The organism is Pantoea sp. EA-12 (assembly GCF_030053355.1).
Taxonomy (GTDB): Bacteria; Pseudomonadota; Gammaproteobacteria; order Enterobacterales; family Enterobacteriaceae; genus Pantoea; species Pantoea vagans_C.
Window position 1 is genome coordinate 207,069 of sequence record NZ_JASGBY010000008.1, and the last position, 12,366, is coordinate 219,434.

15 protein-coding genes are annotated in these 12,366 nt (G+C 52.7%); 14 read left to right on the forward strand and 1 reads right to left on the reverse strand.

Features of this window, described 5'->3' with window-relative positions; translation table 11 throughout:
* Window positions 1-18 precede the first annotated feature (18 nt).
* The 11 genes from QMZ30_RS14630 to QMZ30_RS14680 all read left to right on the forward strand — a co-directional run bounded on the left by QMZ30_RS14630 (window position 19) and on the right by QMZ30_RS14680 (window position 8,885).
* Entirely contained in the window at window positions 19-1,359 is a 1,341-nt protein-coding gene (locus QMZ30_RS14630) for a DUF4055 domain-containing protein (protein ID WP_283227931.1), read from the forward strand.
* A 103-nt stretch (window positions 1,360-1,462) separates the two neighbouring features.
* On the forward strand, window positions 1,463-2,215 hold the full coding sequence (locus tag QMZ30_RS14635) for a DUF6651 domain-containing protein (RefSeq protein ID WP_283227932.1): 753 nt from the start codon (window positions 1,463-1,465) through the stop codon (window positions 2,213-2,215).
* Window positions 2,216-2,228: 13 nt separating this feature from the next.
* On the forward strand, window positions 2,229-3,377 hold the full coding sequence (locus tag QMZ30_RS14640; protein WP_283227933.1) for a P22 phage major capsid protein family protein: 1,149 nt from the start codon (window positions 2,229-2,231) through the stop codon (window positions 3,375-3,377).
* Window positions 3,378-3,423: 46 nt separating this feature from the next.
* Window positions 3,424-3,816, forward strand: a complete 393-nt coding sequence (locus QMZ30_RS14645; RefSeq protein ID WP_283227934.1) for a hypothetical protein — start codon at window positions 3,424-3,426, stop codon at window positions 3,814-3,816.
* Window position 3,817: 1 nt separating this feature from the next.
* Entirely contained in the window at window positions 3,818-4,471 is a 654-nt protein-coding gene (locus QMZ30_RS14650) for a hypothetical protein (RefSeq protein WP_283227935.1), read from the forward strand.
* 1 nt (window position 4,472) lies between these two features.
* The gene (locus tag QMZ30_RS14655; RefSeq protein WP_283227936.1) at window positions 4,473-5,276 is read left to right on the forward strand and encodes a hypothetical protein; all 804 of its coding nucleotides are present in this window, start codon (window positions 4,473-4,475) and stop codon (window positions 5,274-5,276) included.
* A gap of 67 nt (window positions 5,277-5,343) precedes the next feature.
* Window positions 5,344-6,897 (forward strand): phage tail protein, encoded by a 1,554-nt coding sequence (locus QMZ30_RS14660; RefSeq protein ID WP_283227937.1) that lies wholly within the window; start codon window positions 5,344-5,346, stop codon window positions 6,895-6,897.
* A 31-nt stretch (window positions 6,898-6,928) separates the two neighbouring features.
* Window positions 6,929-7,360 (forward strand): hypothetical protein, encoded by a 432-nt coding sequence (locus QMZ30_RS14665; protein WP_283227938.1) that lies wholly within the window; start codon window positions 6,929-6,931, stop codon window positions 7,358-7,360.
* 36 nt (window positions 7,361-7,396) lie between these two features.
* Complete coding sequence (locus tag QMZ30_RS14670; RefSeq protein ID WP_283227939.1) at window positions 7,397-7,747, forward strand: hypothetical protein; 351 nt, start codon at window positions 7,397-7,399, stop codon at window positions 7,745-7,747.
* Window positions 7,748-7,916: 169 nt separating this feature from the next.
* A complete protein-coding gene (locus QMZ30_RS14675; protein WP_283227940.1) occupies window positions 7,917-8,405 on the forward strand; it encodes a phage virion morphogenesis protein in 489 nt (162 codons plus the stop codon).
* A gap of 108 nt (window positions 8,406-8,513) precedes the next feature.
* Window positions 8,514-8,885 (forward strand): hypothetical protein, encoded by a 372-nt coding sequence (locus tag QMZ30_RS14680; protein ID WP_283227941.1) that lies wholly within the window; start codon window positions 8,514-8,516, stop codon window positions 8,883-8,885.
* A 508-nt stretch (window positions 8,886-9,393) separates the two neighbouring features.
* Here the strand turns inward: QMZ30_RS14680 and QMZ30_RS14685 are convergent.
* Complete coding sequence (locus QMZ30_RS14685) at window positions 9,394-10,047, reverse strand: hypothetical protein (protein WP_283227942.1); 654 nt, start codon at window positions 10,045-10,047, stop codon at window positions 9,394-9,396.
* A gap of 172 nt (window positions 10,048-10,219) precedes the next feature.
* Here QMZ30_RS14685 and QMZ30_RS14690 point away from each other — a divergent pair, with 172 nt between their 5' ends.
* From QMZ30_RS14690 to QMZ30_RS14700, 3 genes are all read left to right on the forward strand, one after another.
* Window positions 10,220-10,732 carry a hypothetical protein gene (locus QMZ30_RS14690; RefSeq protein WP_283227943.1) on the forward strand — a complete coding sequence of 171 codons (513 nt, stop codon included), beginning with the start codon at window positions 10,220-10,222 and terminating at the stop codon, window positions 10,730-10,732.
* A gap of 758 nt (window positions 10,733-11,490) precedes the next feature.
* A complete protein-coding gene (locus QMZ30_RS14695; protein ID WP_283227944.1) occupies window positions 11,491-11,847 on the forward strand; it encodes a lipoprotein in 357 nt (118 codons plus the stop codon).
* 131 nt (window positions 11,848-11,978) lie between these two features.
* On the forward strand, window positions 11,979-12,275 hold the full coding sequence (locus QMZ30_RS14700) for a hypothetical protein (protein WP_283227945.1): 297 nt from the start codon (window positions 11,979-11,981) through the stop codon (window positions 12,273-12,275).
* Window positions 12,276-12,366: the final 91 nt, after the last annotated feature.

The following is a 12,366-nucleotide window of genomic DNA, read 5'->3' on the forward strand; positions in this document are numbered from 1 at the left end:
ATGGCCGGGTGCTGGCCCATGATTTCTGCACTGCTGGGCGGTACGGCGGCCATGCGTAAGGCAGGGAAAACGTATCTGCCACGGTGGCCCAACGAAGAGGATGCGTTTTATCAGAACCGCCTGAGTACAGCCACGTTGTTTCCGGCGTTCTCCCGCACGGTTGAAGTGCTCAGCGGGAAACCTTTCTCCCGCCCGGTGACCTGGGATGAGACGGTTGTGCCCGCCCGCATACGCGAGATGTTCACCAACATTGACCTGCAGGGCACCAATCTGCACTCCTTTCTGGCTGACATCTGTGAAGAGGCCATGGCTTATGGTCTCTGCGGCATTCTGGTGGAGCATCCGCCCGCGGATAAGCCACTTTCCCTGGCCGAAGAGCGCCAGCGCGGCCTGAGGCCATACTTCGTGAAGGTGACCGCCAACAGCCTGCTGGATTACGAGTCAGAACGCGTAAACGGCCATGAGACGTTCACCATGCTGCGCTTTGTTGAGACGGTGAGTGAGCGTGACCCGGAGAATGAATTCGTCGTGAAAGACATTCAGCAGGTCAGGGTGCTGAATCCGGGACGCTGGCGTATTTATCGTGAGAAACCCAACGCCACTAACGGTGCGCTGGAGTGGCAGCTGCACGAGCAAGGCACCACCAGCCTGAAGAAAATCACCTTTGTCCCGGTCTACGGTGACAAGCGTGGCTTCATGAATGGCAGGCCGCCGCTGGCGGAGCTGGCCTGGCTCAACGTCGAACACTGGCAGTCACGCAGCGACCAGCAGACCATTCTGCACGTCGCCCGCGTGCCGGTACTGTTTGGCAAAAAGCTCGGTGATGCACCCATATCCGTAGGCGCGGCCTCGGCCATTATGTCCGAAGAGGACGATGCCGACCTGCGTTATGTCGAACACACAGGTAAGGCTATCGAGGCGGGGCGGACTGACATTCTTGACCTTGAGGAGAAGATGCGCCAGATAGGGGCGGAGCTGCTGGTGATTAAACCCGGCCACCGCACCGTGGTGCAGACGCTGGCGGATAACGAAGCGGGCACCAGCGCCCTGCAGCGCATGGTGTGTGACCTGACTGATGCGGCCCGGCTGGCGCTGCAGTACCTGGCTGAGTGGATGGGTGAAAAAGACGGAGGCCATGTCACCATCTTCAGCGACTTCGGTGCCACCACTCTTGCTGAAGCCTCGGCAGACTTCCTAATTGGCATGCACAAAGAGCGTGCGCTGTCAGACGAGACGCTGTTCAACGAAATTCAGCGCCGCGGCCTGATCAACAGCGAACTCCGCTGGGCCGACGAGCAGGGGCGTATTCACGCCATGCCGCCACCCATTACCAACAAGCCGGTTCCAGACCCGGCGTAATCCTTTCAGGCCTGTGCAGACGCATGGGCTTTTTATTGCCAGCAATTGCGGATGCAGCGCGGCGTCACGGGCCGGATGGCTCTCTCCTGGTTGGATGACCTGAATGAAACTGAAACTCGATGAGAACGGCAATGTTGTCGTGAACGATGGCAAGCCTGTGTACGTGCAGGATGACGGCAAAGAGATTGTCTTTGATGCCCCCGGCACGCTGCAGACCATCACCCGACTGAACGGTGAGGCGAAATCACACCGCGAACGTGCGGAGACTGCAGAGACAACACTGAAAACGTTCGAAGGTATTGCCGATCCGGTTGCTGCCCTGGCCGCGCTGGATACCGTGAAAAATCTGGCAGACAAAACGCTGGTGGATGCTGGCGAAGTCGAAAAGGTGCGTACTGAGGCTGTCCGCGCTGTTGAGGAGAAGTATGCGCCGATCGTTAAAGAACGCGACGACCTGAGCCAGAAACTTACCGCTGAGAAAATTGGCGGCAGTTTTGCCCGCTCAAAATTCATCGCCGAAAAGATGAGTATCCCGGCTGACCTCGTGGAAGCCCGCTTTGGCAGTAACTTCCAGGTGGTCGGTGACACCGTCACGGCGTTTGACCGCGAAGGGAACAAAATATTCAGTGCAGTCAAACCCGGTGAACCGGCAGGGTTTGACGAAGCGCTGGGCATTCTCGTTGAGCACTACCCGTACAAAGACCAGATCCTTAAAGGCACCGGCGCATCAGGCGGTGGCTCCGGTGGAGGCAATGGCAACACCAACACGAATACGCTTACCCGTGAACAGTTCGAATCACTCAGCCCTCAGGAGCAGAGTGAAAAGGCGTGCGCGGGTGTGCAGATTACCGATTAACAGGACACACTGAATGTCTAATACCCTGACCCAACTTATTCCCGACCTGTATCAGTCGCTGGATATTGTATCCCGTGAACTCTGCGGGTTTATCCCGTCTATTACGCTGGATGGTTCCGCCGAACGCGCGGCACTCAATCAGCCGATCCGCATTCCACTGACTCCTGCATCCAAAGCGGATGATGTGAAGCCCGGGCAACTTCCTCCGGATGATGGTGACCAGGTTATCGATAACGTGCCGCTGACCATCACGAAATCGCGCATGGTGCCGTTCCGCTGGGAAGGCGAACAGCAAAAGGGCATTAAGTCAGGGCCTGGTTATCACGGCATCCGTCGTGATCAGGTCACGCAGGCGATGCGCACGCTTGTTAATGAAATCGAAGTCGACCTGGGGCAGCTCTTTCGCCGTGCTTCGCGTGCCACCGGGGAAGCGGGAAAAACGCCCTTCAAGGATACGCTCACTGACACGGCACAGGTCCGCAAAATTCTGACCGACAACGGCGCCCCTCTGAGCGATCTGCAGTGTGTCATCGACACGACTGCAGGTGCAGCACTACGCACCATGGCGCAGCTGACCAAAGCCAACGAAGCGGGAACCACATCGCTGCGTGCACAGGGCACACTGCTCGAACTGCATGGTTTTACACTTCGTGAGTCGGCGGGTGTGGCGGAAAAATCTGGGGCAAAAATTGAAAAACTGTCTGTCGGTGATGACCTTGAGGCCGGGGGCTTAATCATCCCTCTAATCGGTCCCGGTGCCGAGGTAAAACCTGATTTGACTAGTTCTGTTATGCCTGGAAACGTGGTGCTACTGGGTAAACACAAATATGTCGTCGCAGGCGTTGAGCCAGGGGAATCTATCATGATTAATCCACCGGGGTTGATGGACGATGTGAAAGCAGGGATCAAGTTTGAAGTTGTGAGTGAATTTGTGGCCAACTTCGCGTTCAGCCGTTCTGCCATCATCCTGGCGACCCGCGCACCGGCACTGCCAGAAGAGGGTGATATGGCCGATGACCGCATCATGATCACCGACCCGCGCACCAACATGTCATTCGAAGTCTCCATGTATAAACAGTACCGTCGCGTACGCTATGAAATCGCCGCGGCATGGGGCTGTCAGAACATCAAACCAGAACATACCGCACTGCTCTTAGGCTAATTCTTCACTGCCATTTCCGGTGGCAATTCATATAACGAGGTATCTCATGCTGACTCCACAACAGCAGGCTGACGCACGCCGGTATATGGGCTATCCGATGCTGGGTGATACCTCTCCGGACGATCGCTCAGATGTCGCGTACGCACAGGTCACATCCGGACGCTTTCAGACGCTGGCGCATCGGCTGAATACACTGCGGGATGAGGAGGAACAGATTGTGGCGAACTACCTCATCACGCTGGCAGGTCTGGAGAGCGGTATCTCACGTGCCGCTGAAAATCTCGATACGGATAAGGCTGCTGTCTGGCAGCGAAACCGCTCAGAGGTTGCTGACCGCACGCGGTTGTACAATCAGTGGCGTCGTCAGTTGTGTGGCTTGCTGGGTATAACCCCGGGCCCGTCTCTGGGTAATGGCACAGCGCGACTGGTCAGGAGCTGACATGGATGCGTTGCAGCTTTCAGCCAGAGTAAGTATGGGCAATGGTAAGGCTGCAAAACGCCTTGGCAGCATCGCCTGTCATTACCGTGCACAGAGTCCCTTTGGTCCGCTTAAAACGGAGCCGCTGCAGTTACTTTCAGCGTCCTTCACGACTGACTACGGCTACATGCGCGCTGCGCGTTTTGGTCAGGCCGCCCGTATTGGTATTTTTGATGCCACGGGGTTTGAGGTCGGCGACATCCTGGTCTCAGAAGAAGAAGGCACGCTTTATGTGGCTGCCATGCCGCTGTTACAGCCCATATTGTGCGTAAAAGCAGAGCGGCAGATAACGTTGAAGCGCACCGCTGCGGGCAGGGCGAGTGGCGCAAATGGAGGTCTACAGGATTACGGCGGGACGACTGCTGCCAGTGAAACAATAATCACGTCTGACTGGCCTGCGAGCATTCTGCTCAACCGTAGTGTTGAGCACAGCCCGTTAAAATTACCCGGAGAAACCCGCAGCGCCTGGTGCAGCATTCTCATGCCAGCCTTCGGTAATCTGCATATCCATACCGGGGATTTTGTGACCGATGATGGTGGACTACGCTATGTGGTCATCGGTACCGAACTGACTGACATGGGATGGCGGCTCACAGCGATGCGGTTGACTGCGTAAAATGGCCAGTGTTGATGATGTCTCACAATACCTGGCAAAGCGTGTCGCGGATGTGCTTTACCCCGGCGGTTCTCTTTTGCCCGGGATTGTTAATGCCCCTGTCAAAATTTACCCGGGCTGGCCAGCCTCATTACCGTTACAGTCAGACATCGAATCAGGCGGTGCGCACGTCTCTGTGTGGCCACTCCCTGCTGAACGCAAGGTTAACTGTGCGCTGGGCAGGTCATATCAGCAGTTGGCTAAAGGTATGCCCACGCTGAAGTTGTGGGTAACTGACTGTGCGATTGCAGTTTCGGGAGTTGCATCGGCTTTAACGAATGTGCAGGTACGTCTGAATGGGAAAAAATTTATCTTTCACTTCAGGACAGGGACAACAGCAGAACATGTAGTCAACAGCCTTCAGCAGCATCTCCCCCATGCATTTGCCATGATGGGTCGGGTCATAATCTCTGTTGTTAATCAGTTAAGTATTTCAGTCACAACCGCTGGCACTGCTGTCCGGGAACTTCGCCGGCAGATAAAGGAGTTTCAGGTTACGGTCTGGGCACCTTCACCACAGCTGAGAAACACAATCGGCACAGCGATTGATGCTGTTCTGTCAGAGCATTGCCACATTGACCTCGGCGATGGTGTACCAGCTCAGATGTTCTATGCCCGCCAGTTTGATTCTGATGCTGCTGAGAACTGGCATGTGTACCGCCGTGACCTGATTTTCAGTGTGAACTTCGCTACTACTCAGACCGTCAGTGCGCCAGAGGTAACAGACATCGCCGTTAATCTCAATGGCCACAGCTTCAGGCCCTGATGCCTGACCTTCACTCATCATCTGTCACCTGCGACCTGCATTACTGATTCATTACGGAGTAATTTTCATGCCGATTTATCCCTCCGGCAGCCTCAACACGTCTGCACTGACGGCACCGGATTTATACGTGCAGGTCGTGCCTCCTCGCACACGATATATCAACGGTGTATCCACTGATGGTCTTGGGCTGGTGGGCGTGGCCAGCTGGGGCCCGGTCAACAGCGCTTTCCGCATCGGTTCTGATACGGATATGGCTTTCTTTCTGGGTTCCCCCAGAAATCGCCAGTACGATTTAGCGACCGCTGCGGCGATTTCTCTGCAGGTTGGCGCCACTAACCTTATCTGTGTCCGTGTAACCAACGGGCGCGATACTTCAGCCAGCGGCAGGCTCAGTGAGAACGGGCTCAAGACTACTTTGTTGCTGACCGCACTGTACAGCGGTACCCGCGGTAATCAGATTAGCGCAGGTATCAGCAACGGTACTGCAGTCGGCTCCAGAAAACTCACCATCAGCCTGCCGGGTGTGAGTGCCGAAGTCTTCGATAACATCCGGGGTGAGGGTGATTCGTTCTGGAAAGCCATGGCTGATGCGGTGAACCAGGGCCAGCTCAATATTCGTGGCCCCAGCCAGCTTGTCAGGGCAAAAGTCACCGAGTCCGAGACGACGACACCGTCCCCGGCCACTGAAGTAACCCTGAGTGGTGGTACCGACGGTGCGACGGGCATTAGTGACACAACCATCCTCGGTCAGGACGGTATTGATACCCCGCGCACGGGCATGTATGCCCTCCGCGGTACCAACTCTCAGGTCATCAACCTGATTGATGTGACGGATAAAAACTGCTGGCCATCGATGGCTGCGTTTGCGGGGTCAGAAGGGGCATATGCGATCGCGCAGGGTGCTGTTTCGACGGGCTGTATGGCGCTGTCCGAAGCCCTCAACAGTTCAGGCGTTGATGACTGGCACCTGAAACTGATTGTGGGCGACTGGCCGACCTGGAAAGACACTGCCAACGGTATTAACCGCATAATTGCGCCAGCCACCTTTGAGGCGGCGAATATTGCGGCCCGATCACCGCATATCTCCACACTGAACAAGCGCATCCCTGGCATCATTGCGACTCAGCGCCAGCTGGAAGGGCGACCTTACTCGGTACCGGAAATCGGGGCGATTAACTCTGCCCGACTTGATGTCATCACTAACCCCTGTCCGGGCGGTCATTACTTTGGCATGCGCTCAGGGCGTAACACCTCATCAAACCCGACCCAGAATGATGACACCTACACCCGAATGACCAACTATCTGTCGCTGACCATTGCAGCGAGTTTTGGTGGTGTTGTCGGTGACAACCAGACGGTGGACTTACGCCGTGAAACCAAGAGCACGCTGGAATCCTTCCTGTCGACTCTGGAGAGGCAGAACATGATAGGTGACCCTAATGGCGGGCCCGCATTTGCCGTGCGCCTGGATGCAACCAATAACCCGGACTCACGCGTTGCACTGGGGTATATGACCGCAGATGTGCAGGTTAAATACCTGAACGTGGTTCGCTATTTCCTCGTGAACCTGGAAGGGGGTGGCAGCGTATCCATCTCCGTCTCCAATGACTCACCTCATTAAGTCCGTTGCGCTAACATCCCGGAGATAAACCATGCCAACTCTTGGCTATACCGTGGGCCGCGACATCGCAGTCGATATCATTACGCACACTGGAAAGCTTCGCATTCCCAAAATCATGAGCTTTGACTCAAAGCCGCAGGTCTCAACTCAGAAAATCACGCCACTGAACGGCATCACTGACGAGCTGCAAATCCCTGTCGGCTGGCACGGCACCATCACCGCGGAACGCATGGATGCCACGCTCGATGACTTCTGGGCGAAGTGGGAAGACAACTATTTCAACGGTATCGATCAGCCCCGCGGCACCATTACCGAAACCATCACCGAAGCGAACGGCACGGTCAGCGTATACCGCTATGAAGGCGTGTCGTTTCATCTCACCGATGCCGGCAACAAGCAGGGTGAGAAAACCGTCAACCAGACGCTGACCTTTACCGCCAGTCGTCGTAAGAAAGTTAACTGAGGTCACTGAGTGAAAGTCACTGTCCATGAAGAACCGATGTCAGAAACGGCAACGCCCGCTGTATCCAGTCAGGTGACTGACGCCCGGGGCCGGGTCATCCGCTACCGTGAACTGGACCCGTTACAGGAGTCGCGGCTGATTCTGGCCATCGGTGCACAGGCTGCAATGAACCCGGTTTATGTGAATGTCTATGCCATTCCGGCGGCACGAGTCTCCGACATCGATGGCGATGAGTACGCTATCCCTCAGACTCAGGCGCAGGTGGATGCCATGATCAGCATTCTCGGCCGCGAAGGCATGGACGCACTGGCCACACGATTTTTCCCGACCGGAGAAAACGCCACAGACAGTGACGGTCACAGGACCGCCACAAAAAACTTGCCCTGAACCCTGATTTTCGCAGCCGCTGCTGGCTGGTGAAGAACGGGGTTCCGTTTTCAATGGTATTTGATGTAAGCGTGATGGCGGCGCATGAACGGCACGCGATGGCGATCGTGTTTTCGGAGCTGGAAGGGGCGCAGTTTAACTGGCAGACATGGGGCTGGGAGAAACAGACGTGAAAGAGTTAGAGGGTTTTCTCGGGGCGGCTCTGCAGTTCTCAGCGCTGGAAGTCGCGCTGCACAAGCGACTGGCTGACGGACTCGAAGAGGTCGCCGCATGTATCGAACAGACCGCGAGAGATGAAATCGGTTTCTATCAGCCTGCAGTGGGCCCTTTTCAGGACTGGGCTTCGCTGGCTGAGAGTACCGAAGCGGACAAAGCGAGAAAAGGTTTCCCCCTGGAAGCGCCGCTCCTGCGCACCGGTGAATTCCGGGACACGTGGGAGCATGAGGTCAGTGGTTTTGAGGCGGTGGTCGGCTCAAAAGACAATAGGGCACCGTGGTTTGAGTTCGGGACCGTCAATATGCCTCCTCGTCCGGTGCTGGGCCCTGCCGTCATCCACAATGAACATACCATTCGTCGGATTCTGGGCCGTGCTGCAGTCACCGGTATGACTGAGGGCACCGCCATTCATAAAGCATTGGGTTATGACCGCCGCATATGAATTCTTAGCGTTTTCAGCCCTGAATATTTGAGGGGGTTCATTTTTGCGGAAAACTGAATCCGGAAAGTGACAGCCTGTAACCTCGGCATTTTCTCGGGGCAGGTGGGTATGAAGACATTAACAGTTTTGTCCTTGCTGGCACTGACGCTGGTGGCCGTAGCTATGGACGACAATGACAGTGACACCTACTACGGTGACAGCTGGGACAACACCATGGCTGAAATCCATGGAACGTGCACACGAATAACATGCCCACCCGGCACCCGCGTCAGGGTGGATGTGGTGCCAGGAGATACCGGTATTGCGGAAACCTGGGACAGGAAGCTCGTCGATCTGCTTAACCTCGTCGGGATGAAATTCGTGGTCATGGGTACTGACGGGCACTCCTCGTCTGCCTGGGTGCTGGGTCCCGGACAAATCGCCTACAGCATTCAGTGGATGTTTCTGAAGAAAGTGGCCGATAAGAAACGCAAAAGCTAGAAAACAAAAAGCCCGGGAGTGGTGGCAACCGGGCTGGGCACAATCCTGTGCCAAAGATTTCCAATAAGAGCATGGCCTCATCACAGGGAAGTAAGAGACGATCTGATCTTAGTTGGTGTTTAGGGGATTGCATGCGAAGCGGTAAATATTGGAGGGGTTGAGGTAAAGAAAACCCGGCCTAAGCCGGGTGCTCCACTACTTACTTCTTACCAGAAATGACCAGCATTTGTAGCCATAGGAATGAGCATCCAACACTTTGCGCTCATTTTCTGGGGTGCCTGCCTTAGCTCGGGTGCGGCGAAAGCGGCAATGTCTCCAGCTGTAACCAGGAGGTGCTTCTTTTGTAGCTATAGTGCGTAAAGTCATCGACTTCACCCCACCTATGGGTGAAGCACTCCCCATAAGTGTCTTGCTTGAGAGGCGAGGATCCACTATTGTACAAATTCACCAGCTGTACAGTCGTGGGTGCCTTTACCCTCGATTCGAGTAAATGTTCTTGCAGGAACAATTACTCAAATTCATGACGAGGCCGGGCGTAAACCTTCAAAATTGAAGCGATACGCTCGGCTTCTTCGTTTGTGAGATCAGTTGGAACTCCGGGTATTGTCAAAATGATGCCATCGCGAATTGGTACAGGTATATCAATTGTTGACTGCTTTGATTCAGAGGGCAACTGTGGTGGTAAAACTAGAGTTTGTGGTAATTGCTTTTTCACCTTCACCTCACTTTCTTGATTTTCAAAAATGCTGTTTGGGTCTGCCAAGAAGTTCTTATATAACTTTATTGCTTGATTGATGCGGCTTTTATAACTGCTGCGTGAGGATGGGCCTACTTGCGCGTTAGTATCTTCGATGAATTTTTCGACGGTAGCTTCGGCATCTATTTCCTCGAAGTTAATGATGAAAGGGTCCACATACTTAAGCATCTTCGGCACTGGCTTCAGGTTTTTGAGCGTACTGTCACCAACTCCACCTACTAATGGAAGTGAACCGACAAAAGCGGCTAAAGCTTCAACTGAAATATCTTTCGTTTCCATATGGCCTCCAACTCTTAATCTGACCAAAATATACCCTGACTTGAGCGCGATCGCAACTCCTTGAAAAACGATCAGAACCCGAACCTCGCTCAAGATTGGCTCTTGGGGTTGTTCAGGTTGGTTCATGTTCGTTCATTACCGTTTGTTTACGATTGACTACGATTGATTTGCGTGTTTTTTTTCGAGCGAAATGGAATAAAAATAATTTTTTATATTCCAAAGTTGAATAACACAATTGCTTTTATTTATACCTGTTTATAACTTAACTATGTGGGCGTTAGTGCAGGTTAAATTAGGTATGGATATGACTGGACATGATGAGGTCTTGGACTCTTTTGAAATGAAGTCTCCTCAACAACTATTGGCGGGGTTGGACTACCAGTTGGTGGCAGAATTCTTTGCGGTTTTTTCAAGGGTTGAACACGCACTTAAAATGAGCGGCTATTTGCAGGAAAGGGAACCAGCGACAGTAGATTGGCACAGGTTTGCTTCTGAGATGGTAGGCCAGCTTAGTTCGGTTAGGTCGATCAAACTGAAAACTTCAATTGTCTTTCTGACTGATTTCCCCCCAAAGAAACAGCTTAGAAATTTTGAATGGCAAGACTCTCCTTTTCCAGAAATTTGCTCTGATCGTGACAGTAAGGCAATCATTGCATCAACACGTGTCCGCAATAATCTTTTCCATGGGGGTAAATATAATATAACAGACCCGGCACGAGACACTGAATTGATAGTCAGTGCTCTGAATGTGCTGCGTGGCTGTCTTTATGTTCGTGAAGATATCAAGACAAATTACGAGCTGGTCTTGTGAAACTCACTTGCATGGCTGACATATGATCAGTGCTTACCGATATGGTGCAGTTGGCCACTTCTTGTATGCGAAGACGTATAGCATGATGAAATGAATGCCTGGACAGGATAGCAATATCGCCATCTTCCATCCGAAACCAGCCTTTTGTGCCATACGAAAGCAGGGGATGAACATCAGAAACCAGATGATTAGTGACAGGGCTGCGAGAGGATTTGGCTTTTCCATTAAGAGTTCTCCATGAGTTGATTGCCTATGGTTATCGGCGAATAACGGAGATCATTTAGCCAAAATAATCTTTGATCATCTATCCCACATTGTACCGTTTGAAAGTAACAGCCCACCTTAGTGGGCCATATCTTTAGTTGCCGCCCGGACGAGCGTCCGCAGAGCGGTTACCGCAACGTGAACCATCTGCTGCTGTGTCGCCGTTATGCTGACAGTTGCCCGCAAATGCACTCACTGAAGCACCCATAGACAGAATGAGGCAAAAGATAGCCATTACCTTTTTCATAATGTTTCTCACTGTGTGATTGTGTTGCCAAGTGGCGAAATTACATTACGACCGAGTGAATGACTTATCAATAAAATTTATAGGAATAGTCTTAACTCCCTACAGTATGTCAGTGCAACTGTTGATGGTAAATCGCTGTTACCGGCCTGCCAATATTAGTAGGTGGAGATATAAATCATTGTTTTCAAGTTGAATTGCACGTGCATGATGCTAGGATGCGTCCGTTTGCAATCAATGGAAAATAAAAATGAAAAAGATTTTAGCAGTAGCGCTGGGAGCGCTTTTACTTTCAGGTTGTACAGTGCGCGTGGCCGACATGACGGTGGGTAGTACTAAAAACTACAACCTCAATGCTGGCAAGTTTGAAAAGGGTGCACGTGTTACAGGTGAAGACAAAGCACCCATCGTTATTTTCCCTCTGGGCATTCCTAACGTTAAAACGGCAATGGACAGGGCGATCGAAAAGGATAAATGCGCGGTAGGCTTGAGCGATGTGGTGATTTCTCAACTAAACCATGCATTTATCTTTGGGACATTTGGTTTCCGTGTTGAAGGAAACCTCATCATCGATAAAACCATGGCAGGCTGCGAAAACCACGTCTGATATGAAGCCACCTGAAGGTGGCTTTTTTGTTTGGATGTTTTCAAAAAGAATAAGCAATTACTTGCTGCTTTTTCAGACGATTGGGCTGCCATTATTCAGGCTAATTTATCTCTCTTTTAATGGAGGGAATCATGAATAAACGCAAACTCGCTGTAACTTTGGCTGCAGCCTTTAGTCTCTTGTGGATCAGCACCACAGAGGCGAAATCATCAAAACAAACCGACGATCAGATACGTCAGCTCATTATCGAAGATTCTATCGCATCTTACCCTGGCGTCTGTGCCTGCCCGTTCAACTCAGCCCGTAATGGCAGTAGCTGCGGGAGAAGAAGTGCGTGGAGTAAGCAAGGCGGGTATGCGCCTGTTTGCTATAAGAAAGAAGTTTCCAGAGAAATGGTCGATGAGTGGCGCAAAAGCCATGCATCCTGACTAAACCCGCGAAAGCGCTGAGGGATCCCCACTAAATCAGCGCTAATAAACCAACACCATATTTTGGTAGGTTTTGGCGAGGTGGTTAAGA